Source organism: Maribacter sp. LLG6340-A2 (assembly GCF_045057105.1).
Lineage (GTDB): Bacteria > Bacteroidota > Bacteroidia > Flavobacteriales > Flavobacteriaceae > Maribacter.
The window spans coordinates 1,248,922-1,275,462 of record NZ_CP159332.1 but is presented as its reverse complement, the minus strand read 5'-3'; the positions used below and the strand labels follow the sequence as shown (position 1 = coordinate 1,275,462).

Genomic DNA, 26,541 nt, shown 5'->3' with positions numbered 1-26,541 from the left:
GAACCGTTGTTGGTTAATATATATTTTGACAGCATCAGTTTTTATGCGCTATATCTACCAATTTTAATTCTTTGTGGTAAGCTTCAATTCTTGCGTGTGCCGTACCGTCTACCAGCAAGATGATTATCAGCATGGCAATTGTTGTTATGCCAATTGCCCTCCATGTAGGGGTATGGATAAACAGAATCAACAAAGCGGCCATGATAATAAGAATTGGAATGACCTTGAATACAACGGTGTATTCCTTTAGAGTACTTTCAGAACGTTCTATTTCTGACTGGTAAAAGGCCGTTGCATCACTATTAAATGCTTTTTCAAATTGGATAATCCTTGTTTTGTTGGTGTAAAACAAACCAAGACCTATGGTCATAAGTAATATGCCCGCCACCAAGGTTGGAATAATGTATGCCTTTGCTAAATCTGTTTTGCCCATTTGCCAAAAGCCAACACTGGCAATTAAAAATAATAGGGCAAAGAAAATGAAAAAACGTGTGGAGAAGACCTCGGCCTTTGCCCATTCTGTGGCTAATTTCAATAATTCCATAGTTTAATAATGGTTTAGATTATATGTTTTAAAAGAAGTTCAATTATGGTTTTTTTTTGAACTTACCTTGCTCTTATTAAGCTTTTAAAAATGTTCAGTTCAATGTATATAATTCACGATATGCTGTTGGACTAATACCTTCTTTTTTCTTGAATAATCTTGAGAAATACTGGGGATATTCAAACCCTAGTTCATATGCTACTTCAGAAATGCTCTTGTAGGGCTGCAATAAAATATTCTTTGCTTCATTGATCAATTGCAATTGAATATGTTCCGTCGTATTTTTTCCTGTTTCTTTTTTTAGGGTATCGCTTAAGTAACGTTGCGAAACCGATAATTGCCCTGCAATTTGTTCAATGCTGGGAATGCCATTTTCTTGCAATTGTCCCGATTCAAAATAACGGCTTAACTGGCGGTTAAACTGGTCCAATAAATTGTTGGATATCTCCTTTCTGTTGATAAACTGCCTTTCATAGAACCTATTGGCATATTTTAAAAGGGTGTTCAATTGAGAAATAATGATGTCTTTACTAAAGACATCTTGATTGTTCTGATATTCAATCTCAATGTTTTTCACAATAGATTCAATTTGCTTTTCCTCCTTTGGGGAAAGGTGCAACGCTTCATTGACCGTATAGGAAAAGAAACCATATTTTTTTATTTGCAGAGCTAGTTCAGTGCCTTTCAAAAAATCCTCGTGAAAGTTTATTGAAAAGCCTTTTTGCTCAAAAACCACGCTATTGTCCCATTGTAAAACTTGTTTTGGTGCAATAAAAATTAAGGCTCCATTGGTAAAATCATACGTTGTTCGTCCGTAATTTAAATCGCCCTCCACATATTTTTTAAAGCTGATGGAATAGCAATCATTTATAATAGGAGGGGAACTTTCTCTTGGACAAGGCAAGTAGCCATCGCCTTTTGAATTAAACACGCTCAACATAGGATGTTCCGGTCTGGGTAATCCCAAATAATCTAAATATGATGACAATGTTTTAAAATGTTTCATACCTCTAATTTAGATATTCCATTTAATACCTGTTTCTTTTTCAGAAAGCTCCCACAGTCTTTTGGCTACTTCTTTGTCCTTGGCGTGCGGTTCTATATGGTGCGCTCCTACAGGGCCAACCCAGTTGCTTCTTCCCGTAGGACCGTAAAAACCGTTCTGGTCCAAATTAGCTTCTGTAGCGCACATTAATTGCGGATAAGCGCCTTTTTCGGCAGATTGTGTCAATGGTGATAATTTCATTAAATTAAAAATGAATTTCATCATAAAGCTACCACTTGTGTTTATTAAGTTGGTTCTTGAAGAACCAGGATGGCACGCATATGCCTTAACAGTTGTTCTGCCCGCTGCATTTAATCTATCCTGTAACTCGTAGATAGACATAATCTGTGCCAGTTTACTTTGGCTATAGGCATTATTGGGCGTATAGTCCTTGTCCCAATTCAAATCATCGAATTTTATGGTTTTGATTCCCATATCATAGCCCATACTGCCAACCGTAACAATTCTTCCTTCAGATTTTTCAATACGTGGAAATAGTAAAGCTTGTAAGCTCCAATTTCCGTAGTAATTTGTTCCCATTTGGCTTTCCCACCCGTCTACGGTCAAAGTTTGTTTAGGTACTTGGGCAATTGCCGCATTGCAGATTAGTGCATCAATATGGGTAACAGTGTTCAATACATCTTCCGCAGCCTTTTTAACGGAAGCCTGTGATGCCAAATCCATGTTAATGGACAGAACGTCTATGGCGTTTCCTAATTGTTCTTTTAAAACTTTAATGGTTTCTTCCGCTTTTTTAGGATTTCTATTGAGCATGACTACTTTGCCGCCTTTGGACAGAAGAATTTTAGCCGCTTCAAAACCCGTACCACTGGTAGTGCCCGTTATCACATATGTTTTACCACTTAAATCCCCAATCCTGTCCGGGGTCCAACCTTTTTTGCCAAATTGATTTGAATTCATTTTACTTATTTTAAGTTGATGATCAATAGTGCAAAGATGGAGAGCATATAACCTTTATCCCTTATACGGATTTTCATAAGTTGTATACTTTTTGGTTGGTTATTAACCTATTCATGTGTTCAGCAAGGAAAACGGTTCAAGTGATCACTAGAACCGCTCATTTAGACGTACATAACTATAAGTATTTTGTTATTCTTCTGGGGGGTTGTAGGTTACAATATCAACGCCAATTCCGTTAGGGTCTACAATTGCAAAATGTCTGTCACCCCATGGTTCATCCCTAATATCAATTTCCATTGGTATTCCTTTTTCTTTTAATTGCTTGTACACATCATCTACGTAATCTACCTCAATAGTTAAATACACCCCTCTTCCATTAAAGGCAGATTGAAAAATAGGTTTTTGACTTGGATGATTTGGTTGTAGAAAACTAATTTCGGCAGTCTTGTTCGGGGTGTGCAATAAAAGATAAAAATCATTTTCAAAACGTACTCCAAAGTCCAACACTTCTGTGTAAAATTTTTTAGTTTCCTTTAATTTTTCTGTTACAATACCTGCGTTAAGTTTCATCTTGTCTAATGTTTGTGCATTTGTGTAACTTATTGTAAGGGCAAATGCGGTTAATATAAATGTTTTCATGGTCTATGCTTTTGTTGCTACAAACATAGATGTAGATGAAATTTAGGAATTGTAAAAATCGGACAAAATTTACTGAAAGGCCTCTGTAGGGGTTACTCCGTAAAATGTTTTGAAGCTTTTGATGAAGTGAGCTTGGTCAAAAAAACCCACATCATAATAAAGTTTATTTACCTTAAGAGTTTGCTTAGATGGTTTTGCATTTAGAATATGTTGAAAACGCACCACATTACTGAAAGATTTTGCTGTGGTACCAATATAGAAGTTGAAAATTCTGCGGAGCTGTCTGGAGCTTAAGCCGGTACTGAGTTCCTTTTCCGTGTCTAAAAACCCGTTCTTTTGGAAAATTAGGTTGAGGGAGTCCAAAAAACGTTGGTCATATTGAATAACTTGGTTTTGTAACAATCCAGTTATTTTCTTATTAAGGATTCTTGTGATGTTTTCAAATAAATCTTCCGGCTTCACTCTAGTAGCTATAAATTTGGAAAATTGAGGTAGAAACTGTCTTAGTTCTTGAGATTGATCGCTTAGGGTCTTGGCGTCAATAGCAAATAAATGTGGAAAAGCAGAAGGCAAGAACCGGATGCCAATATAATTAAACTCCTTTCCTAGGGGAAATTGAACGAACTTTCTACAAAACCCCATGATATAGCTTTCTGTGGGATGACTATGGTTAAAAAATATATCGATACAACCATCTGAAACTACACGGTAATTGTAGTCTTGCTTTAACGGCTTTAGTGTTTTAAGTTGCCAGAAGCAATAAATATAATTTTCAATTGCTTTACTTGGCCTGTTTTCTAAATAGGATATTTTGCTATTATTGGGCGCCACTGTAGGTTGGATAGGCTTATAATATTTTCTTATGGTCTGTAGTTCATTCACGGCCTACTATAATCGTGTTACAAAAATATTAACGTGAGCGTACTTCTATTAGGGTACTTCATGTTGGGTACGCATATGCTTCAGTACTTCAAAAGATAAAGAATAGATCTTATTGACTTTATAAAAATATGCATATTAGGTGATTAAACTTATTGGGAGTATGATTTATAAGCTGAACCTTATTCTTTTTGTCTAGATAGGCTGTAATTTTCATACATTTTCATAAATAAAATTTAATTCAGCGTTTTAATGCAAAGTGACCATTAAAAACTTTGTTGTTTACATCTATGTATTTGAACCAATAATCTGTAGATGGCATACTTTTTCCATTGTATTTTCCATCCCAACCTAAAGAATTGTTATCAATCGTTTTTAATAGATTGCCATACCTATCATAAATGTAGACGGTAAAAGAATGCGTATTTGGCCCTAGAATATTCCAATAATCATTATTGCCGTCGTTATTAGGGGTGAAAAATTTTGGATAATTTAATACATTAACCTCTGTACTTGTTAAACCGCAACCATTTATATCTCTAACAAAAACGGTATAAAACCCTGCGGATAAGTTAGTAAAAGAGTTATTTGTTCCATAGTTTATTCCATCTATAGAATATTCATAGTTTCCAATGCCATTTACTTGAGCTTCAATACTGTTATTATTGCTAAAATCTATTACAGTAACATTTGAAATTATGGGCGCCTCTGATATTTGTACTGTTATCCGAGATTGTACGGGGGGACAAAAACCATTATCTATGGTATAGGTATATACGCCTTCCAAATCAATTGAAGGGTCAAATATTCCATTTCCTTGACTTAATGCTGGCGTCCAATTTCCTCCTAATTCCGGATTACCTCCTAATAAATTAAACAAATCTTCTGGGCTGTCGTTAAAACAAAATACTTTGGTTTCATCTAAACCGGCATCAGGTGTTGCTGTTACATAAAGATTGGCACTATCGGAAAAAATGGTAGAATTACAAAAACTAAATCGCACCCTAAATAATAAATTATCAAAATTCAAAGGAACATTTAACAATGTTAAATTTTCAGACTGGCTTCCTTGAAAAGTAACATTGTCTGTTATGTCATTCCAAGTTAATCCCGTATCTGAGCTCATTTGCCATTGAAGAAAGCTGGTATTTTGGGTAGAAACCGATATGATAACGTCATTTTCCTGACAAGTTATAACATCTTGGGGTTGTGTTATGATTAATGGAACTAATGCTTCTTGAAAATCAAAAGTGTTATTTAAGTTATTGTCCAAAGGTGAGGTATACCCATCAGGTTCATTTACAATCAGTCCATTTAAATCTATATCGTCAGGAAATTTCCCCAACGTTCCGTTTTGGTCAGCATCACTAAAACCAGCCTCAATTACGTCATAGCAGCCATCGTTATCACTATCAAGATCCATTGAGTCAATGAATCCATCTCCATCAGAGTCAAGTGTTGGGCCATCACCTAATTCTACGGAATCTAAAATACCATCATTGTCATCATCTAAATCCGTTTGGTCAGGGATTCCATCTTGGTCAAAATCGCATAGTAATTCCCAAATAACCTCTATTGCGTCAGCAGAGCCAAAGGCACCATTTAACTGAAATTCAAAAGAAACGCTTGAAACCGTTCCGTTTACTCTAACGGAACCTGCACTACCACCTACTGTTGGTGTTCCGCATTCAGAAGTTGTACTACTTCCAAATAGTTGATCGGGAGTTCGTGTAATTGTGTTGGAGGTAACTTCAAAATGAATGCCATTACCAGATAGCCTTGTTAGCGAAAGCCCCGGTGTTATCAATGTAAGTAGGGCAGAGTTGGAATGGGGGCCAAACCCATATCCTCCACCTAATCTATCTATATGCAAGATAGGATTGGTAACTGGAGAGCTAAAGGTAAAGGTCAAAACTCCTTTTCCGTTTGTTCCAAAGTCCAAAAACGGAGCTATAGCCGTATGGTTGACAACATTGTTTGAAGAAAATGTATTGGGCATATTACATTCAATATCTCCAATAGAAAAATTAACGGTTGCTCCATTTTCTAAATTTGAAACTGAGGTTGTAATATCAACATCGCATGCATTTGATGTCCAGTTTGGACCTATATTAGTCCATGGTCCTGAAAGTTCTTGAGAAAAAATGGGGGTAAATATTGTAAAAAATAAAAGATAAAATGCGTTTTTAAGTGTTCTTAATAGTACGGGGTTTATCTTGTTCAAGGTGTTATTTAGGTTTGTATTTATATAAGTTCTTTGGTTTATGATTAACGTGTTTGTTTAGGATTAGTTGTATGGTTTAGGGGTTAATTTTGCAAGATCAACCTAAATTAAAATTTAATGGCTTTGTTGCTGCGTTAAAATATTCGTGAGCATATAAAAACGTTCCCAGTGGCAATAGTGCCTAGAACTTAAATATAAAGCCGCTTGCTATCCAAAAGATGAATATATTCTTTTTCTTTTTTAGTTCCTTAATTTTTCCAATAATTCATCTAACTGGTTTAAACCTGCGGTAAACCCTTCTTGGAAGCCCATTTTTATTACTTGTTCCAAGTCAGATAGTTTTTCATAAGTTGATACTAATGTTACGCGTGTTTTATCAGCACTTTCCATGGTAAATGTATTTGTCCATTTAGTTCTGGGCATGTTATGGTTGACATTGCCATTTTCATCGCAAAACGCATCTAATCCCGAATAGTTTTTTTTCGGATTAATTTTCAAATATTCGTTTTTACACCAGTGTTTTTGGTTTTCAGGACTTAACATATAGTACAACCAGGAGCCTCCTTCTTTAAAATTCATAGATTTTGTTACGGCCTTGTATGGCTTTGGTGCCCACCATTGGTCAAGTAGCTCTGGTTTCGTCCAAGCATCCCATACTAGATCAAGGTTTGCGGCAAATTCCCTTTCCACATTAACGGTGTTATTTTCTTTGTTTACTTTAAAATTGAATAAAAGGTTATTTTTCATTTTTCTTATTTTTAAGTGTTGATAATAAATTGTCAAGTTGGTCAAAACGGTTTTCCCAAATCTTTCTGAATTGTTCTAACCATTTATCTATTTCTTTCATTTTTTCGATTTTCAGTTCGTAGTAGATTTCTCTTCCTTGTTGGTTTGCTTCTACGAGTTCGCATTCGTTCAAAATTTGAATATGCTTTGAAATGGTAGGTCTTGCTGCATCAAAGTTTTCCGCAATTGCCCCTGCTGTCATAGTTTGTGAGGTTAGCAATACCAATATGGCGCGTCTTGTAGGGTCAGAAATTGCTTGAAATATGTCTCTTCTTAATTTCATTATGAAGTTATTAGGCTACAAATATACATGAAGTCATTTGACTACACAATTGTTTTCAGTTTTTTTTCGGAATTAGAAAATCTAGACTGTTTGTTGGTATTGTTGGAGTCGTACTTATAATTGTATAAAAAAGGTCTTGTATAAGGTTAGTTGAGGACCTTTTCAACGGAAAATGTCCGCCTGAGACTAAAGTAAAATGAGTGCAAGGATTTCGGTTTGGGAAAAACAACAGCAATTTATTATATAGCGTGTTATGCCACGTTATTCTTTATTCCGCTTTCCTGCTCCTGCAATCAATTTTTTAAAGAATTCAGCAACTTTTGAAGCACCTGTCGTTCCATCGTCATCTATATTTGACAAAATAACAACTGTGTAGTTGTCTTTCATAAAATCCATAAGTTCGCCCCTAACACCATACCAGCCGCCACTATGTCCTTGAATTATTTGATTGTATCTCAGGTCGACGTCGATTCCATAGCCTAAATTTGTGTTGTAACCCTTTACTTTTGGTTCAAACATTAATTCAGTCGTTTTCTTTTTCAAAAGTTCTCCATTTCTAAGTGCTTTCGAAAAGTTGAACAAATCTTCAACAGTTGAATAATGGAATCCTGCTGGTGATGCTTTTGAAAGGTAATATTCGTTTCTTTTGGGAATTTCGCTTTCTCCAAAAAAAGTAGTGTATCCACTAGCTTTGTTATGTACGACCGAGTCGATTTCCAACTCGGTTGTGTTTATCATTCCTGCTGGTCCAAAAATGCTTTCTTTTACATAATCATAGTAGTTCTGTCCGCTTACTTTTTCAATTATCAGACCGAGGATAACGAATCCGGAAGCACTATAGTCATATTTGGTGCCCGGTTTGAAAAGTAATGTGTCATTCGCGAAGAGCGGAAGGAAATCGGATATGGACTTATATTTTAATTTTTCTGAGTGCAAATAGTTGCCCACATAAAAATTGTTATTGCCCGATGTGTGCGTCAGCAGCTGATGGATTGTTACTGAATCCCTCACGAGTTTGTTTGGATATTTGGGTAAATATTCCCCAATAGGAATGTTTAGCCCAACTTTTTCATTTTCATAAAGTTGCAAGGTTGCGACCGCTGTAATCATCTTGGTAATCGAGGCAATGTTAAACTTGGTATCCAATTTATTTTCGATACCGTATTCAATACTGGCAAGTCCAAAAGCCTTTTTCTCTATTATTTTGTCTTTGTGTGCTACCAAAATTACACCCGAAAAATCACTTGGCTTTAAGCTGTCGAGAAAACTTTTTATTTCAGCGTGTTTGGATTGTCCAAATGCCATAACTCCAATTAATAAAAAAATAGGGCTAATTTGAAGTTTTTGTTTTATGTTCATCGATTTATTTTATCTCCACAATACTTTAGTTTGTGTATTATAGTCACGCATTTTAAGTTCTTACACATTAGTTTTAATGATTCCGATATACATTTGCATTATGCTTTTCCATATAAAATTCAGGATTAGGTATTTCCGTGAACCCAAATTTTTTATAAAGCCATTCAGCTGTATTGGTTAATAAAATCCAGCGTCTTAATCCTTGAAGATTAGGATGTCCCATTATTTCATTCATCAGCCATTTACTTAATCCCATTCCCCTGTATTCTTTTAGGATGTAAACATCTCCTAAATAAGCAATAGTTGAATAGTCTGAAATTACTCTAGCAAAACCAATTTGTCTGTTTTTGTAATAAAGTCCAAAATTCAAAGAGTTTTCAATTGACGTTTTCAAAATATTCATTGGAATCCCTTTAGCCCAATCAGTTTCGTTTGCGAGGAATCTGTGAATACTTAAAATATCCAATTTATCCTTGTCAGTTGAAATGGTATAATCATTTTTATGTGATTCTCTAATTCTCATTAGTTTCTTTTAATGTGGCATAACGTTCACGGCTATGGCAAGTAGGGGAGGCAAGAAAACTTTTCGTTTCCGTTTGCGCACGAAGCTAAAGCTTTTGGTTTAGTTTTATTTTTTCTTGTCCAAAGCTAAATCCATAAGATTTAGCGAGATTATAAATATACACAGACCTTACGGTTTTGCTTTAAAGTCCGCATTACGTTTAGGTATTGTTACCAACTGTTTTTCTGCGTTTTGATATGCCGTTTTAGTTGCATTTTTTTATTCCGACCGAGTAAAAAGTCCATCTGCGTTCAGATTGCGTTTGAGTGATAATTCCATCTGCGCAAACTAGTTTGTGGTTTTGTCATTATTTTCCACTAACTTTTATCAAGTCCATTTTTGTTTATAAACAAGCTACCCAATAGAACCACTCCGATGAAAATTCCAGAATAAGTTACAGTAGATTCTGCGTTTGTGAAAAAGCCATAAATTCCAGCTAGTATGCTTAAAATGCCAATAATAACAATAACTGTTTTGGTTGATTTATTCATTTGGATTAGTGTTTAGAACATTTTTTTTAAATAGTTGGTAACGCAGCGCTATGTGTAGTCCGGGTTATTTTATGGAAATATAATGAAAACCTTTTTTGGTTTTCGATTGTATTGGGAATAAAATGACCCGGTCCTTCCGAGCGGAGCGAACACATGAATACATAAAAAATAAACATGTTATGAATAAATTACATATAGTGACTTGATATGTTGCGTTATTTTCTTCCGTTAAGCGTCGTATTTGGCAAATGACCTCTTATCCTACGGCTTTATGTAATCTGTCATAGCGCTGCGATGATGTTGCATTTCCCTTTGTGCGAGAATCGAGGTACGAGATGTAGCACATAGGGTCGACGTAGGAGAATGCAACATCATCGTCTCGGCTATGGCAAGTAGGGCAGGCAAGGAAACTTTTCGTTTCCGTCTGCGCACGAAGCTAAAGCTTATTGTTTAGTTTTATTTTTCTTGTTCAAAGCTAAATCCATAAGATTTAGCGACTTTATAAATATAACACAGACCTTTCGGTTTTAGCCCCAAAGCCCGTATTATGTTTAGGTATTGTTGTACACCGTTTTTTATTCACGCTATTTTTTGTCAAATCCTTTAAATTCCATTCTTTTCATTGTCAGACAATGATTAACCACAATATCAAATTCAGACACTTTTTCTTTTGGTGTCACGTACCATTCGCCAAAACTATAAGTTAGCAAATAGACATTTTCAAATTCGGTCGGTTTTATGGTCAGTTCAGTTTTTTCAGTTTCCGTTTTTTGTGGAACAGTTCTTAATTTCAATTCGATTTCATTTTCCGTAATTTTCTTTAATTCAGATATCAATTCAGCTTCAGGTTCCAGTTGGTAGAAGAATAGAACTGAGCTTTCATTTATTTCAAAAGCGGTTGTATTTCCATCACAAGGTTCGTAAATCACAAATTCATTGTTAAGTTTTTTTAAACTTATCCAATGTCTTGGAAATTCTTTTAGGTCAATTTTTATTGGTTTATGCTTTTTTGCAATTTCTTTTTCGTGATATAAATTTGCGTCATTATCCATTCGGTTTGGTTTCCAGTTAATCAGTCTTTTAAACGTTTCTGAATTCCGAGTTGTGTCGATAAACAGTTGATGTTTGGAAAGTTCAAGATTTTTCGGATTGTTCTCTTCCAAAATCGTGTCCAAATCAATTTTCCATGCAGGAATTTCAGTCGTTTTAATTTCCGCCTTTTCTGTTTTGGTTTTCTGTTTGCAAGAAACCAAAATTCCAAATATTAATGCTATGTAGATTGCTTTTCTCAAATGGTGTACAACGGTTCGGCTATGCGCAGTGCGGGATTGAAAAGCCGAAACTTTCAATCTTACACAAACGGTAGCCAAAGCTGCGTTTTGTGTTTTTAAATTTATTCAACAAAAACGTCAAAGCGGAGCTTTGGCGGGCTAAAAGCACTGACCTTTCGTTTATCTCGTCAACCCGCATTGCGTATAGGTTTTGTTGTGCGTTCGTATTTTATTTTTCAAAACCTTTTATCAAATGACTGTCCGTTAAATTTATAAACTCCTCCATCTGCCATTCCAAAAAGTAAGGTCTTATTTTTATCCAAGTATATATCCCAAACCATTTGTGATTTTAGTTTTTCATCAATTGTGAAGTTTGTTAAAGATTCTCCGTTGTATTTCCAAACTCCTGAATCTCTATCTGCAAACCAAATATTCCCTTCATTATCTTCCTCAATTGCAAAAACAGATTGAAGTCCAATATTTTTGGTGGTGTGACCGTTTTGGGTGTTAGATTTAAACTCTTGCATTGGAATTAATTTTCCTTTTTCCTTCGAAAAGTGTATTGTCGAATCTCCACTTTTAAGGATTACACCAATTCCGTTATTTCCTATCCAAATTCGCCCTTTTGAATCTGCTAATACACTTCGTATATGGATTTGCTCATTTTCCTCGAGGTTTAATTTTTCATGTCCAAAAACATCTACTAATTCCCCATCGTAGCTGAATAATGCTGAATAGGTTGCAATCCAAACTCGTTCTTCTTTATCTGTTGATATACCAGTTACACCAAATGAATTATATGGGTCAATATTGTCAGGCTTTGGAAAGACTAAGTAATTCATATTTATTCCGTCAAAACGATTTATTCCATCTTCTTCTCCCGCATAAAACCATAAGTTTCCAGTTGTAGTATTCCAATCTAATTTAGGGGAATTAAACTCTGTCGTATAACTCGTGAGTTTACCTCCATGGTAGCTATTCACACCTCTTGCCGTTACAATCCAAATTATTCCGTTTTTATCTTCTTGAATTGAACGAATTTGGTTGTCTTGTAAACCGTCATTAGTTGTATAGTATTTAAATGTTTTTCCATCATAATTGCATACTCCTTCATTATGACTTCCAAACCAATAATTGCCTTTACTGTCTTGAAAAATAGCGCGTATACCAGAAGTGAATTTTAAGGTGTCATTTTCTAAAGTCCTTACAAATTCAGAATTATCAGCTCCCTTAACTGATTTCTTATTTTCAGAACAAGAAAAGTTCAAAGTCAATATGAATATTAAGTAGATCAATTCTATTTTTATGTTCATTCGGGATTTTCTTATATGACGCACAACGCAGCGCTATGTGTAGTCCGGGTTATTTTATGGAAATATAATGAAAACCTTTTTTGGTTTTCGATTGTATTGGGAATAAAATGACCCGGTCCAGATTACATATAGTGACTTGATATGTTGGGTTATTTTCTTCCGTTAAGCGTCGTATTTGGCAAATGACCTCTTATCCTACGGCTTTATGTAATCTGTCATAGCGCTGCGATGATGTTGCATTTCCCTTTGTGCGGGAATCGAGGTACGAGATGTAGCACATAGGGTCGACGTAGGAGAATGCAACATCATCGGTCTTGGCTATGGTTTCGTTGCGGAATGGTTCGGCAGAACTATTCCGCCGTAAACCAAAGTTAGCAAACACGCAGGAATTTCCGAGAGGAAATTCCGCCGCAATGAACTATAGCCGTTGTTGTACGTAGGCTTTTTTCGCATTCACTACTATTGTATTCGCTCCCATATCGCCAATCCGTTGATTCTTTTTATTTATGAGTGCGATTATAATTCCGATTAAGAACATATAGTCCACAATTCCGAGAAAAAATCGACCGAATGCTTGTCCAATTCCGATTGGTTTGTAATTTGTGTTTACAACTTTGATATTGAAAATTCGTTTTCCAATTGTCTGACCAGTTATTCCTTCGCTAATTGGCCAAAGTCCGAACGCAATAAAGAACATTCCTAAAGCAGGCAACCCGCTAAAGTGAAATCCAATTCCGTCTTCGTGAGGTTCGCCAAAGAAAATTCCGAATACCATTGCAATTAGCCAGAAAATGAAGAAGTCAATTGAGAATGCTAAAATCCGATATCCAACATTAGCAAATTCCGCTTTGTCTTCAAATCGTCCAGGTTCAATTATTTCGCTCATAGTTTGGTTTAGCTTACGTACAACGGTCTCGGCTATGAGTAGTTGCGTGGGTTAGCACTTAACTTTGCAAGTACACACCAGACTGAAAATCCGCGAGGATTTTCAGAAGTAGGCGAGAACAAGCAATTACTTATAGCCAATGTTAGCACCTGTTATTTATAAATCAAATTGTCCAATAAAACTTTCGTTACCTCTTTCGGAAGCATAATAATAAAGTCCAATTATAATTTTTGTTTTGTTTGATATTTCCGGTTCTTTTTTTCGAGTATAAACCTTGATACTTTCTCTAACACAATTCAATAAGTCAGCTTTAAGGTTTTCGTTGTCAAACTCCTTTAATGATTTAACTTCACTAATCGACAAATCATTCTCAACAGTCAATTCGTAAAGTGCAAATCTATCCGTTTTGATTTCATAACCTTTAAAATCCTTTAGGCAACCGTTAGAAAATGATGTTCTTAATCCAAATTCGTTTGAAGCTTGAATTTCAGATTTTTTTAAATATTCAAGAACTTGAAGTTTGAGCTCAATTGATTTTTTATACTTCTTTTCAGCATGAGGATATTTTGTAGAGTTAAACTTTTTATCTAATCGTTTTGCGCCAGAACAATAACCAAAACTTAATTCTCCGCTTTTATTTTTACTCGCAAAAATTAACCATTCACTATTTTCTGGTGTATAAAATGCACAACTACTATTCAAAACACTATAGATTTTTAAATTACTCGTAGGTTGTCCTTTATAAAGATTAATTATTTCTATTTGAATATCGTGTAAGTTCGAATTTTCTTTGTCAGGTGAAATTTTAAGGATTTTTGCGGTTGCAATAAAGTCAGACATTGGAATTCTATCCATCAATGGAGCTATTCCACAAGAGCAAGCCAATAATTTGCTTGAAATAGAAATAAATAATATGGTAAGCAGTGTTTTTTTCATAATTGGTGCTAACGCAGCGCTATGTGTAGTCCGGGTTATTTTATGGAAATATAATGAAAACCTTTTTTGGTTTTCGATTGTATTGGGAATAAAATGACCCGGTCCAGATTACATATAGTGACTTGATATGTTGGGTTATTTTCTTCCGTTAAGCGTCGTATTTGGCAAATGACCTCTTATCCTACGGATTTATGTAATCTGTCATAGCGCTGCGATGATGTTGCATTTCCCTTTGTGCGGGAATCGAGGTACGAGATGTAGCACATAGGGTCGACGTAGGAGAATGCAACATCATCGGTTCGGCTATGGTAAGTAGGGCAGTAAGGAAACCTTTTCGTTTCCGTTTGGTCTACGAGCCAGAGCTTTTTGTTTTGTAATTATTTTTCTTTTTTAATTGCCAAATCCAAAAGATTTGGCGGACTTAGCAAATTAACCCAAGCCATTAAATTTAGCACTTTACGCCCTATTTGCTATAGGTATTGTTGGCAACTGGCTTTTTTGCGATTCTGCTTTTTCATCAGAATTTTTATATTCAGCCATGTTTCGCTCGTAATTTTCTTGTACTAATTTTTGTTCTCTAATAACAGAAATGGATTTTTCCAGCAATACTAAAACTATGATTGCCATTATATTTAGATAAATAAATTCACCTTGGTCAGAATTTAAAATATTAATCTGAAACTTACTTGCGATTAGTCCAAAATCAAATTTAATACTGCCCTCAGTTAAGTTATAGCCAACAAATAAATAGCCTCCAGAGGTTAATATATAAGTCATGCCTAAAAGTGATATCCCAGGAATTTGGATATATTGTAAAATTCGAGAATGAAAATCACCTTTTTCTAGGTGTTTGAAAAGTTTAATTCCCGCGAGAATAGAGTAGATGTAGAATCCAATTGCAAATAGAAAAATCAGGAAAACATAAGTGTTAGTTTCAATACCTTGAAGCATCAACCAAAGTATAATACCTATACCTGAAACTCCACCCGTAATTTCTAGAATCCCAATTCCCTTGAGTATATTCCTCTTATTTTTAAGCTTTTTCTCAAACTCTTCTTTCATCTAAATATATTTCAAGCTTGTTGCCAACGCAGCGCTATGTGTAGTCCGGGTTATTTTATGGAAATATAATGAAAACCTTTTTTGGTTTTCGATTGTATTGGGAATAAAATGACCCGGTCCAGATTACATATAGTGACTTGATATGTTGGGTTATTTTCTTCCGTTAAGCGTCGTATTTGGCAAATAACCTCTTATCCTACGGATTTATGTAATCTGTCATAGCGCTGCGATGATGTTGCATTTCCCTTTGTGCGGGAATCGAGGTACGAGATGTAGCACATAGGGTCGACGTAGGAGAATGCAACATCATCGGTCTAGTGTATGATTTCGTTGCGTGGTTTAAGCAATAAAGTTAGCAAATAAATCACAGATAGAAAGTCCGCTAGGACTTTCGTAAGTAGGCTATAACTAGCAATGAATTATACACATTGTTAGGGCAAGTTTTTTATTTTCTATGGAACAAATAATCTAATTCAATTTCAATTCGTGGTTTTTCAAATTGTTTGTCAGTTAATGGCGAAAACAGAATTTTAAAAGGTAATCTCAAATCCTTAAAAGTCCTGAAATATGCAATATAATTTTCTCTCTCAACATAATCTCCTCTGTCAATCGATGAACCGTGAATTAAAAGAGTTGCTGTAATATTCTTAATTTCTCCATCTGAATTTTTTAAGACGACAATATTTTCTAAATACTTATCAATCGGTTTATTGTTTTTAGTCTCAACTTTATATTTCGAGTATAAACTATCCTTTTCGATTAAAATTACTTTGTCAGTAGATTTGAAAAACGGCAAAGAAACTACATCTCCAATTCTATTCATTTTTCCAATATAGGATTTGATATCCTCATCTGTATTTAACCTTGGATATTCATTTTGAATTTCTCCATTTTGGTTATAAGTTCTTACATACGTTTTTTTAATTCTTTCGATTTTGAAATATTGGTCGATTTTTTCTTGATAATCGAAAAATGAGTTTTTAAATTCTTCTGTGTTATTTGCTATCCATTCAGTTTCTATTTCTCCAAATAAGTCAAAACCTATTAAAGTCATTACATTATTCTGGATTGTGGAATAAGGAATTTTTAATCTAAATCTACCAAAGAGGTTTTTGCCTAATTTTCCATCGTTATCTTTCAGTAGTTCCATTTTCTCGAATAGTGTTCCATAAAAATTGAACTTATCGATTGTTTTATCAATCATTTTTGAATAGTCTGATAACATATAAAAATTAGTGTTCTTTTTATGATTTACTATATCTAATAAATAGACATTATTTCTCGTTAAATCTTTTGGGTAAATATCTTTCGATGAATTTCCTCTTAAAATATAATGTTTAACAATTTTCTTTTTTTGAATTAATTGAAAATCATAAATGACATTGTTAAGTAAATATTTATTCCAAATTTCTCCTTGTTTTAGAGAGTCAAGGTTTTTGAATTCAGGATTTTCTGAAACTAAATTTTCGTAAGGGTCAAAAAATATAACTTTAAGTTCATAATTCTCAAACTCAAGTTTTTCAATTGTTTTAGATTTCTGCGCAAATGAAGTATTTAGTCCGAATATTAAGAAGGTAATTAAAAGGACAAATTTTTCTTTCATAGTTCAATTTTGGGTTTTTTGGCAAATTTGCCCTAACGCAGCGCTATGTGTAGTCCGGGTTATTTTATGGAAATATAATGAAAACCTTTTTTGGTTTTCGATTGTATTGGGAATAAAATGACCCGGTCCAGATTACATATAGTGACTTGATATGTTGGGTTGTTTTCTTCCGTTAAGCGTCGTATTTGGCAAATGACCTCTTATCCTACGGCTTTATGTAATCTGTCATAGCGCTGCGCTGATGTTGCATTTCCCTTTGTGCGGGAATCGAGGTACGAGATGTAGCACATAGGGTCGACGTAGGAGAATGCAACATCATCGGTTTGTGTATGATCTGTACGGCCTTGAAATCCGTAGGATTTCCCGCCGTACGATAACATTCTAAATATACGTAGATTTTCCGATGGAAAATCGGACAGTATGGATTATACATATTGTTAGCAAGCGTGTTGCAGCGCAAACCTTGTTCTCGTCGCAGAACACTGATTAGTTTCCCGAACCCTTTTAAAATGGTTTCTTTTTTAGTCCGCCGAACTTTAAAAGTATACGTTTTTGGTCTTTCGGTCTTTGCCCAAACTTTGGTAAGAAAGTCGCAAATCCGTCTGCGCAACAGTTGCGTCCGAGTGTTGTCCGACCGTGAACTTTGGCAAGGTAATTTATTAATTAAATATCTGAATTTTGAGAAAGGAACAAGCCCCAAGAAACCATTTTAAAAATGCGGAATTGCCCGAACCGAACTCTTATTATTTTTTAGATATTCAGGCTAATTGCGAACCGATTGGACTTTTCTTGCAATATGTTTGCTAACGTCTCGGCTAAGCGTAGTGCGGAAGTAAGGAAACTTTTCGTTTCCGTCTGCGCACGAAGCTAAAGCTTATTGTTTTGCTTTTTCTTTTCTTGTCCAAAGCTAAATCCATAAGATTTAGCGACTTTATAAATATACACAGACCTTTTGGTTTTGCCCTAAAGTCCGCATTACGTTTAGGTATTGTTGTAGTGCGTTTTTTTTCGCAAACTTGTCCATTTCTGCTTGCGTAAAGATTGTCTATTCCAACTCTCCGTTTTCTTTTAGAAATTTAAATATTTTTTTGTCCACTTCAGATACTATGTCCAAGTCTTTATAGTTCAGCCATCTAATTTCTTCGATTTCGCTAGTCGGTTCCATAAATCCGTCATATTCGGCTTTGTAGCAAGTCATTTTAACAATAACACCTTCTTTTGCTCCGTCCGATTGCGCTTTGAAAGTCCCAACGTATTTAATTGTATTATCAACAATCCGCACGTTTAGTTCTTCTGCAATTTCTCTAATCAAAGTTTGTTCGTCCGTTTCTCCGGATTCCCTTTTTCCACCAGGGATATAATATTTGGTTTTTCCTTTCGATTTCGTGCTGAGAATCTGACCATTTTTGATTTCTATAAACGCTATTTTATCGACTTCTTTCATTCTTGCAAGAGTTTTGTCAAAATGCACTACAACGCAGCGCTATGTGTAGTCCGGGTTATTTTATGGAAATATAATGAAAACCTTTTTTGGTTTTCGATTGTATTGGGAATAAAATGACCCGGTCCAGATTACATATAGTGACTTGATATGTTGCGTTATTTTCTTCCGTTAAGCGTCGTATTTGGCAAATAACCTCTTATCCTACGGATTTATGTAATCTGTCATAGCGCTGCGATGATGTTGCATTTCCCTTTGTGCGGGAATCGAGGTACGAGATGTAGCACATAGGGTCGACGTAGGAGAATGCAACATCATCGGTCTCGTATAACCGTCAGTTACGGGTTAAATTAGCGTTTATTTTCGGTTTGGCACGGACTTTAGCAATTCCGAGTGGATTCGGACGCAGTCGAATCCGCCGTAATTGCGGTTATACATTGTTGGCAACCGTTTTTTTATTCATTCTATAATGTAAATTCAGAAACCGAATTCCATAAAAATTCAGATTATGGTCAGCTCTCAATACATTTTCTTCGTCTTCATAAACTCTAATCCATTCGTGCATTGATTTTACAAATCTTGCCCAATATTCTCCTTTTTCATTTGTCAAGGTGAAGTAAAATCCGTTATCTCCAAATTTTTTGCCATCAGAGCAGAGTAGTAGAGAACCATCTTTCTCAACTTTCTTTGTCATAACCACAGAAGCATTTCCGTTTGGCAATGGAAACACAACTTTTAGAAGTGGTTTTTCGTAATTCGGATTTTTACAAGTTGTATAAATTCCTGAATAAATTACATCGTTTGTGCTTTTTATTATTCTATACCAAATTGTCCATTTCGTTTCCTTTTTCTGTTTGCCTTTTAGTTTGATTATTTCACTTTTCAGTCCTTTTGCTGTGTCAATTGAATTCAGAGGTAAATTCAGTTGTTGAAGCCGTTTGCTAAAAATCAAATAAAGAAGTTTACCAAAAGGTTTAAAAATACCTTTCCATTCAGACCAAACTTCAAAATCGTAATTTGATGTGTTTTCGTAAAAGTCAGCAACTTTTTCGTTTAAACGGTTTTTGTCTTGGTTAGAAATTCCGATTTGTTCCATTTTTTCGAGAAGTCCAGAATTCGGTAAGTTTTTTTGAATTTCTAAATTCTCTTTTTCCGCTAATTCGAAAATGAACTTGTCTTTAATGATATCAGTATTTCCAATTGGTCCGATTAACCACTCGAAATCGTTTGGGTTTATTCTTTTTCCTGTAGTTTTTACCCAAATTTGAGTGATTTTATCTTGTATTGCCATTAAGTTTGTTCAAATGGTTGCCAACATCGTCTCGGCTATGATTAGTACGTACTTTGTGCACGTGGATTTTCCATTGGAAAATCCGCCGTAACAAAGTACGTACTTTGCTGCAATTAAGCAATTCCCTGCGTATTGATTATAGCCCGTGTTAACTAAAGTGGCGACACGGCCGAGTAATCACATACTGGTTTCGGTTCCGTTTTTTCTGCGTCCAGGTCGGAAATCGGTCCGCCTGAATTTAATTGCTTTGGAAATGGAACTGGTTCCGGTTTTAAAAATTCCGGTCTAATTCCGGTTCGGAAAGAATTGTAATTTATATTCCGCCTGTTTTTAAGTAATTCGGGGAGCATTTTAAAACTCGGACCGAGTAAGATTTTTTTTCGACAAATTCCGGTTCCAGCATATTCCGACCGAGTTATAGTTCCGCCCGTAAAATTGCTAAAGATGCGCAAGATTTACATTCAATTATTTTTTGGAGCTATTTTGGTTAACGGTGCGGCTAAGCGTAGTGCGGTAGCAAGGAAACTTTTCGTTTCCGTCTGCGCACGAAGCTAAAGCTTTTGGTTTGGTTTTATTTTTTCTTGTCCAAAGCTAAATCCATAAGATTTAGCGACTTTATAAATATACACAGAGCTTTCGGTTTTGCCCTAAAGTCCGCATTACGTTTAGGCATTGTTGGGCACAGTTATTTTCTAGTCTTTTTTGCTATTGTAGATTTTGTCCCAAGCTTTTTTCTTCATTACAAGCAATGATTCCTTGTCCAGATTGAAAATAGAAACCTCTTTTTCACTCATGACAATGTGCTGATTCCATTCAACATAGTCCTTATAAAGCAATAATGTACAAATATCAGTTGAAGAGATGTACTCGGTTACAACATGTGAATGATAAGTTGAAACCGTTGTTTTCATTTCTTCTGATTTATATGGAAATTCGAGGATTGAGTTGTGTATTTTCTCTTTTTTAATAAGCTCATTTTCATTGTTGTAGCTTAATTTGTAATCATTTCCAATGAGTACAATTCCAGAAACTTGTGGTCCAGTTAATACGAAAACATTTCTTTCATTATTGGAAATCACAGGTATGAAATTTAATGATGTTTTTTCATAGAAACTGAAGAACTTGTCTTCATTCGAGCTAGCCTTGTTCCTTGCATCTTGTCGAATAGAAATGAGGTTTTTTTCTAAATCCGTCGCCATATGATTTAGAGTATCAATATGGATTGGGGAAGGTTTTGGTAAGCTATCGAATTCATATCGGACTAATATTTTGTTAGAATCAAAACGACTTAGAAAAATTGTATTGATTTTATTTTCGGTTGTCTCATAAGACAAGTATCCACCAACTGAATCTTTCTTGTTTTTAAATCTTGCCAGTATATCATCAGTACCATACCACGAACCTTTTTCTAATCTAAAAAGTAATTTTCCTTCACTTAGTATTTCTTCTGAAACATCTTTTTGAGCGAATAAGAAAGAACTTGAAAGGGTTAATAGAAAGAAAAGTAATTTATGCATTCGTATTTTTTTAATTGTGCCCAACGTCTCGGCTAAGCGTAGTGCGGTAGTAAGGAAACTTTTCGTTTCCGTCTGCGCACGAAGCTAAAGCTTATTGTTTAGTTTTATTTTTTGTTCCAAAGCTAAATCCATAAGATTTAGCGACTCCATAAATATACACAGACCTTTCGATTTTGCCCTAAAGTCCGCATTACGTTTAGCCATTGTTGTATTGCGTTTTTTTAATACCTATATGTTTGTTCAATTTTTTCTCCGTTCAAACGTAAGTTGATTTTCGTTTCTTTTATTCCCATAATGTCAGTAGATATTTTTGAGTCAAATTCATAACGGACATTATACAATTCGGTTAAGATGTCCAAATTCCGTTTTTTAGGTGAGATTATTTTCCTCTTTCTTCTAGAATAGTTTAGAGCTCCAATTGCAATTCCAAAAAATCCAATTCCAATACAAAAAACCGCGATTGTAAATGTGTGAATCCTTGCTAATCTAAAAAGTGAAATAATCAAGAGATAACATATTCCAAGTACTCCAACTCCAATTAAGCTGTAGAAAACAAAGTTTCCAATAGCTAATTTCTTAACATACTTCGAATCTTCGAATTCTGTATTTACTTCGATTATTTTGTCCTTTAAGTTTTGGTCCAGTTTAATGTCAGGACATTTTTTCTGGAAATCAGGCCTCTTACTTGTCAAACTGCATATTATTCCATCCTCAAAATTGAATGAATGAAGGTCGCAAATCTCACAATGGTTGAATTTATTCATTTAAGAATGGTCAAAATGCAATACAACGGTCTAGGCTAAGCGTAGTGCGGTAGTAAGGAAACGTTGAGTTTCCGTCTGCGCACGAAGCTAAAGCTTTTGGTTTAGTTTTATTTTTTGTTCCAAAGCTAAATCCATAAGATTTAGCGACAATATAAATATACACAGACCTTTCGTTTTTGCCCTAAAGTCCGCATTACGTTTAGGCATTGTTAGGCGGCGTATTTTTATTCCACTCTTTGGATTCCATAGCCTTTCTTTTCCAGTAAATTTAAAATTCCATTTTCGCCTCCCAAATGTCCCATTCCGACCGCAATAAATATTTTATCCTTTTCAATTAGGGATTCTATGTCCTCAATCCAATTTTCATTTCTTTTGTCCACTATCATTGTTGTAATTTCTTGCCCCATTTCCTTGGGCATACGCTTGTAGAATTGACCTATTGATTCGGATTTATATTGTTCTAGACTTTCTTGATAGTCCGAAAGTATTTTATCTTTTAAGTAAGCATTTTTAGGTATTTCGATGTCCCTAACTTTTTTCATTATGTCAAGGATTTCATCAGTAGATTCGAGTCCGGTCAAGTCCATTTCTGATTGAAACGCCATCTCCATTAATTCACTTTCCATGCTTATGAGTTCGTCTCCATATTTTTCAATGACGATTCTATAACTTTCCAGAAAAAAATCAGGCATTTCAAAGTCGGCAAATTTTTGTTGTTCTGCTTGATTGGTTATGTCCCTTTCTAATGCAAGAATATTACATTCTTCAAGTTTAGAAATGACATTTTCAGAAAGCTCCATTTCAGTCCGTGGGTATAGATGTATCGTAGCGAAGATAAAAGATTCAATTCCGCTTTTAGATTCAATTCTCCACAAAATTCCCGATTCAAAATTTGTCTTTTTGTATTGGTTACAAGATGCCAAAAGAAATAAAAGTGATATTTGAAGAAGAATTTTTTTCATATGACGCCTAACGGTTAGGCTATGGCAAGTAGGGCAGCAAGGAAACCTTTTTGTTTCCGTCTGCGCTCGTAGCCAGAGCTTTTTGTTTTGTAATTATTTTCATTTTTTTAATTGCCAAATCCAAAAGATTTGGCGGACTTAGTAGATAAACCCAAGCCATTAAATTTAGCACTTTATGCCCTATTTGCTATAGGCATTGTTGGCATTAGTTATTTTTTCCGCTTGCCATTCACGTACTCAATATACATTTTAGTCCCGTCATCTTCTAAACACATTTCTTGTCCATGCTTTTTTCTCCCAGAATATTCGCAACTATAAATAACTTCTCCATTTTTTCTCTGTTCTTCTAAAGTCCGTTTTCCATTTTCGTCATAAAAAGTCCATTCCTCAATTCCAGAAAAATACCTTATTTCGGTCAATTCCGTCCACGGTTTTTTTGGGTTGTAAATTACTTTAGTTGAAAGCTCCTTGATTTTACGTCTGTAATAAACATACTGTGTGAAAATAACTCCGTTCTCATATTCCATTTCGAACGCAATCCGTCCATTTTTCTTTCTGATTTGAGCAACTCCTGAGAATAGTTGCCGTCGCTTACCTTATAGGCAAGGTCAAAGTCTTTTAGGTAATAAATTTGGTCATTCGAGATTGTGTCCTGAGCATTCACTCCGATATTAGCCGAAAACACAAATATTGATGCTATGATTATAAGGCTCTTCATAATTAATGCCAACGGCTCGAATATGCGAAGTGCGGGATTTCAGGGCACTTCACTATCAAACCGCTACTTTGTTTATTAAATGCTTTAAAGTTCAAATTTAGCACATTATCCCGCATTGCGTATATTTATTGTTGTAGGGCGTTTTTATGGTTTTCCAATACTATTTTACATTCATTTATCCTCGGCATTAATTGAGTTTCAAGCAAATGATTAGTTAAGTTTTTTTCTGTTTTATCCATTCCTGACACACCTTCTTCCAAGTTTGTAAGAAATTTTAATTCATCAATTAACCTATCACTAAATCCAGTGTCTAAATATCTCAACTTTAGGAATGAAGTCATATCCATTATTGCACTACCATCCCATTTTAAAACAGATTCTTTTACTTTGGTCTCATCAAGTTCATGAAAAAACGGTTTATCGGGAGTCCTAATAGTCGAGTCGCCAGGAATGAACTCTTTTACAAAAGCCGACGCATCATTAACAATCAAGTCGCTAAGCCTTTTAGCTTCTTTTAAATCATTTGTCTTTTCAACTTCTTTTATTTTTTCTTTGATGAATGAAATTAAGTTTTGCAAATTTTCTTCATTAAAATTCCCTGCCACCATTTCAAGTTGACTTGTCATCAGGTAATTCAATGTGACATTGCTTAAGAAAGTGTCTAAGCCACTTTTTAACTTTTGATAAATTGTTTCCTTATCTGAATCAAATAAGTCTGCAAAATTTAGCAAGTAAACACCTGCATTAAGGTAAGAGATAATATCTAAGAGTTCTCCTTTTTCACCATAATCAAGTAGCTTTTCAAGATTTGCTTTAAAGTCCTCATTTGAGAACTTCCAGTAGCCATGCATAAAACCATTTAAAAGTTCGTGTGCTGGATGAATTTTACCTTCTTTTATATTGAAGTTTTTCTCTAAATTCTCCCAAAAGTCGGTTTCAATAATTTTCTTACTAGAAGTAATTAATTCATATACCTCAGGATGAAAAACAAACTGTTCAGACAATCTACCATAATATAACTCTTTAAATTTTTCTGAATAAGTCCATTCGTTTTCAGTAGGTTCCTCTTCAGTTTCTTTGTTAATATCACCTAAATTTATATTACTAAAATCAAAATCAGAAAAAGAAGTTGTTTGTTTATCAAGATTTTTCCTTTCCTCAAAGGTTATATTATTCGGTTTTCTAAATTCAGTTGAAATTGAAAGTACAAACAACCAAATACTTTTTAATTGTTTTTTTACTAATTCATCAGATATATCCTTTCCCTGTTTAATAATTTCAAAAGGATATTTAAAATGCTCAATTGCAAATTTTATGGTTCTAATATTAGAGAATTGCGTTTTTAATTCTTTTGCATCATCCTTGTTTTCGCTACTCGGGTTGAGTGATTTAAGTAAAAATTCTTTATTGTCTTTTAAGTAATCCTTAAATGACTCATCTGTATATGTTTCAATTATTGAGTCTATTATTGCTGAAATATTAGGAGAAAAATGAATGGTTTTTTCGATGGTTTTCTCTTTAAATGTTAAGCCACCATTAATCTCTTTCTCGTTTGCAATAATTAATACTTTACTGCCTTTATTTTCTACTAATTCATTTACTATACCTAAAAAATCATCTACATCTACTTGGTCACTTATTCTTTCTAAATCATCAAAACAAATAAGTAATTTATCATGAGGCAAAAACCTAAAAATATTATCTCCTGTTCCTGTTATTAGTTTTTCAATATTTACATATTTCTTTACTAACGGCACAGCTTCCGTAAAGTTCTGTAGGTTTTTAGCAATTGTTCCTGTTGAAATGTTTGAATTCTTGCCCTTTTTGTCAAAATAAGAGAATAAGACTTTTTGAGCAATATCGTTTTTACTTGACACACCGTATAGTGAAACAATTAATGGAACGAAGTCTGTTTCATTTTCAAGTAATGGAAATATATTATTTTTAATATGATATGTTTTTCCACTTCCCCAATCACCTGTAAGTAACAACGCTCCAGTTGTTTTCATTTTTAAGTGATTCATTATAGCTTCGTAAATATATTTCATACGCAAATCAATTGTTGGTATAGCCTGATTAACTGGATTTTCCAATTCCTTTTTAAATATTCTTTTCAATAGTTTCATATATGCACTACCGTTTCTTTAAATGCCCTACAACGCAGCGCTATGTGTAGTCCGGGTTATTTTATGGAAATATAATGAAAACCTTTTTCGGTTTTCGATTGTATTGGGAATAAAATGACCCGGTCCAGATTACATATAGTGACTTGATATGTTGGGTTGTTTTCTTCCGTTAAGCGTCGTATTTTATAAATAACCTCTTATCCTACGGATTTATGTAATCTGTCATAGCGCTGCGATGATGTTGCATTTCCCTTTGTGCGGGAATCGAGGTACGAGATGTAGCACATAGGGTCGACGTAGGAGAATGCAACATCATCGGTCTCGTATAAGAATAGTTGCGGGTTTACGTGCGAGGATTTTCCGTAGGAAAATCAGACGTAGTAAACTTGCAACGACCTTTGGTTAAGCCCAAAATTGAGCAATTATTTTTATACATTGTTGTACGCTGGCTTTTTTTATTCAGTTGCTAAATTCGCTTTGTTATTTTCTTTATTAATTAAATATAATACTCTTCCAAAATACATTAAGAACGGAATTCCGCTTCCGAGTGTTATTGCAAACAGAAAACTGTCATAATTCCAAGCTCCATAACAAACAAGAAGAAAAGAAATCAGCAACAAAGTCAGTCCAACGTAAATCAAGTTCTTTTTATTCAAAATGTTTTTCGTAAACAATAGTGAAATTGAAATCAGTTTTCCAATTAAGGAAATCAGAGCGATTAAAGTCAAACTACTTTCAAAAGGATATTCGTTTTTAAATTCAATTCCGTTTTTGAAAAGAGAAGGTATACTAATAAATTCAAACATTATCATTATTCCGTAACCGTGTCCAGCAGGAACTCCAATCAGAATTATTGAATTCAGAATTAAGGTTATTATTAATGCTCTTTTTATCAATTTTAGTTCGGTTTTCAGCTTG

At 34.5% G+C, this 26,541-nt stretch carries 25 protein-coding genes; all 25 read right to left on the bottom strand.

Annotation, left to right across the window (positions count from 1 at the left end):
• Positions 1–34: 34 nt before the first annotated feature.
• On the bottom strand, positions 35–544 hold the full coding sequence (locus ABVM52_RS05415; RefSeq protein ID WP_405384392.1) for a hypothetical protein: 510 nt from the start codon (positions 542–544) through the stop codon (positions 35–37).
• A 94-nt stretch (positions 545–638) separates the two neighbouring features.
• Positions 639–1,550 carry a helix-turn-helix domain-containing protein gene (locus ABVM52_RS05410; protein WP_405384391.1) on the bottom strand — a complete coding sequence of 304 codons (912 nt, stop codon included), beginning with the start codon at positions 1,548–1,550 and terminating at the stop codon, positions 639–641.
• Positions 1,551–1,559: 9 nt separating this feature from the next.
• On the bottom strand, positions 1,560–2,510 hold the full coding sequence (locus tag ABVM52_RS05405; RefSeq protein ID WP_405384390.1) for an SDR family oxidoreductase: 951 nt from the start codon (positions 2,508–2,510) through the stop codon (positions 1,560–1,562).
• 189 nt (positions 2,511–2,699) lie between these two features.
• Entirely contained in the window at positions 2,700–3,080 is a 381-nt protein-coding gene (locus tag ABVM52_RS05400) for a VOC family protein (RefSeq protein ID WP_405385103.1), read from the bottom strand.
• 138 nt (positions 3,081–3,218) lie between these two features.
• Positions 3,219–4,031 (bottom strand): DUF6597 domain-containing transcriptional factor, encoded by an 813-nt coding sequence (locus ABVM52_RS05395; RefSeq protein ID WP_405384389.1) that lies wholly within the window; start codon positions 4,029–4,031, stop codon positions 3,219–3,221.
• 238 nt (positions 4,032–4,269) lie between these two features.
• Positions 4,270–6,252, bottom strand: coding sequence for a T9SS type B sorting domain-containing protein (locus tag ABVM52_RS05390; protein WP_405384388.1), 1,983 nt, complete (start codon positions 6,250–6,252; stop codon positions 4,270–4,272).
• Between the two features lie 240 nt (positions 6,253–6,492).
• The gene (locus ABVM52_RS05385) at positions 6,493–6,999 is read right to left on the bottom strand and encodes an SRPBCC domain-containing protein (protein WP_405384387.1); all 507 of its coding nucleotides are present in this window, start codon (positions 6,997–6,999) and stop codon (positions 6,493–6,495) included.
• A complete protein-coding gene (locus ABVM52_RS05380) occupies positions 6,989–7,321 on the bottom strand; it encodes a metalloregulator ArsR/SmtB family transcription factor (protein WP_405384386.1) in 333 nt (110 codons plus the stop codon). Before ABVM52_RS05380 ends, ABVM52_RS05385 begins: the two co-directional genes overlap by 11 nt.
• 261 nt (positions 7,322–7,582) lie before the next feature.
• Positions 7,583–8,680, bottom strand: coding sequence for a serine hydrolase domain-containing protein (locus tag ABVM52_RS05375; RefSeq protein ID WP_405384385.1), 1,098 nt, complete (start codon positions 8,678–8,680; stop codon positions 7,583–7,585).
• Positions 8,681–8,753: 73 nt separating this feature from the next.
• Positions 8,754–9,203, bottom strand: a complete 450-nt coding sequence (locus tag ABVM52_RS05370) for a GNAT family N-acetyltransferase (RefSeq protein ID WP_405384384.1) — start codon at positions 9,201–9,203, stop codon at positions 8,754–8,756.
• 356 nt (positions 9,204–9,559) lie between these two features.
• On the bottom strand, positions 9,560–9,733 hold the full coding sequence (locus ABVM52_RS05365) for a hypothetical protein (protein WP_405384383.1): 174 nt from the start codon (positions 9,731–9,733) through the stop codon (positions 9,560–9,562).
• 584 nt (positions 9,734–10,317) lie between these two features.
• Entirely contained in the window at positions 10,318–11,103 is a 786-nt protein-coding gene (locus ABVM52_RS05360; protein ID WP_405384382.1) for a hypothetical protein, read from the bottom strand.
• 137 nt (positions 11,104–11,240) lie between these two features.
• Positions 11,241–12,317 carry a two-component regulator propeller domain-containing protein gene (locus ABVM52_RS05355; RefSeq protein WP_405384381.1) on the bottom strand — a complete coding sequence of 359 codons (1,077 nt, stop codon included), beginning with the start codon at positions 12,315–12,317 and terminating at the stop codon, positions 11,241–11,243.
• A 418-nt stretch (positions 12,318–12,735) separates the two neighbouring features.
• Positions 12,736–13,203: an RDD family protein gene (locus tag ABVM52_RS05350; protein WP_405384380.1), complete on the bottom strand. Its 468-nt coding sequence runs from the start codon at positions 13,201–13,203 to the stop codon at positions 12,736–12,738.
• Between the two features lie 156 nt (positions 13,204–13,359).
• Positions 13,360–14,139 (bottom strand): hypothetical protein, encoded by a 780-nt coding sequence (locus tag ABVM52_RS05345; RefSeq protein WP_405384379.1) that lies wholly within the window; start codon positions 14,137–14,139, stop codon positions 13,360–13,362.
• Between the two features lie 456 nt (positions 14,140–14,595).
• Entirely contained in the window at positions 14,596–15,201 is a 606-nt protein-coding gene (locus ABVM52_RS05340) for a hypothetical protein (RefSeq protein WP_405384378.1), read from the bottom strand.
• A gap of 445 nt (positions 15,202–15,646) precedes the next feature.
• A complete protein-coding gene (locus ABVM52_RS05335; protein WP_405384377.1) occupies positions 15,647–16,804 on the bottom strand; it encodes a hypothetical protein in 1,158 nt (385 codons plus the stop codon).
• A gap of 1,045 nt (positions 16,805–17,849) precedes the next feature.
• Positions 17,850–18,248: an NUDIX domain-containing protein gene (locus ABVM52_RS05330; RefSeq protein WP_405384376.1), complete on the bottom strand. Its 399-nt coding sequence runs from the start codon at positions 18,246–18,248 to the stop codon at positions 17,850–17,852.
• Positions 18,249–18,675: 427 nt separating this feature from the next.
• Entirely contained in the window at positions 18,676–19,536 is an 861-nt protein-coding gene (locus ABVM52_RS05325) for a hypothetical protein (RefSeq protein WP_405384375.1), read from the bottom strand.
• 692 nt (positions 19,537–20,228) lie between these two features.
• The gene (locus ABVM52_RS05320; protein ID WP_405384374.1) at positions 20,229–21,053 is read right to left on the bottom strand and encodes a hypothetical protein; all 825 of its coding nucleotides are present in this window, start codon (positions 21,051–21,053) and stop codon (positions 20,229–20,231) included.
• Positions 21,054–21,274: 221 nt separating this feature from the next.
• Positions 21,275–21,817 (bottom strand): hypothetical protein, encoded by a 543-nt coding sequence (locus ABVM52_RS05315; protein WP_405384373.1) that lies wholly within the window; start codon positions 21,815–21,817, stop codon positions 21,275–21,277.
• Positions 21,818–22,041: 224 nt separating this feature from the next.
• A complete protein-coding gene (locus ABVM52_RS05310) occupies positions 22,042–22,779 on the bottom strand; it encodes a TraB/GumN family protein (RefSeq protein WP_405384372.1) in 738 nt (245 codons plus the stop codon).
• A 209-nt stretch (positions 22,780–22,988) separates the two neighbouring features.
• Entirely contained in the window at positions 22,989–23,306 is a 318-nt protein-coding gene (locus ABVM52_RS05305; protein ID WP_405384371.1) for a hypothetical protein, read from the bottom strand.
• A gap of 316 nt (positions 23,307–23,622) precedes the next feature.
• On the bottom strand, positions 23,623–25,623 hold the full coding sequence (locus tag ABVM52_RS05300; protein WP_405384370.1) for a hypothetical protein: 2,001 nt from the start codon (positions 25,621–25,623) through the stop codon (positions 23,623–23,625).
• A 455-nt stretch (positions 25,624–26,078) separates the two neighbouring features.
• Entirely contained in the window at positions 26,079–26,519 is a 441-nt protein-coding gene (locus ABVM52_RS05295; protein WP_405384369.1) for a hypothetical protein, read from the bottom strand.
• Positions 26,520–26,541: the final 22 nt, after the last annotated feature.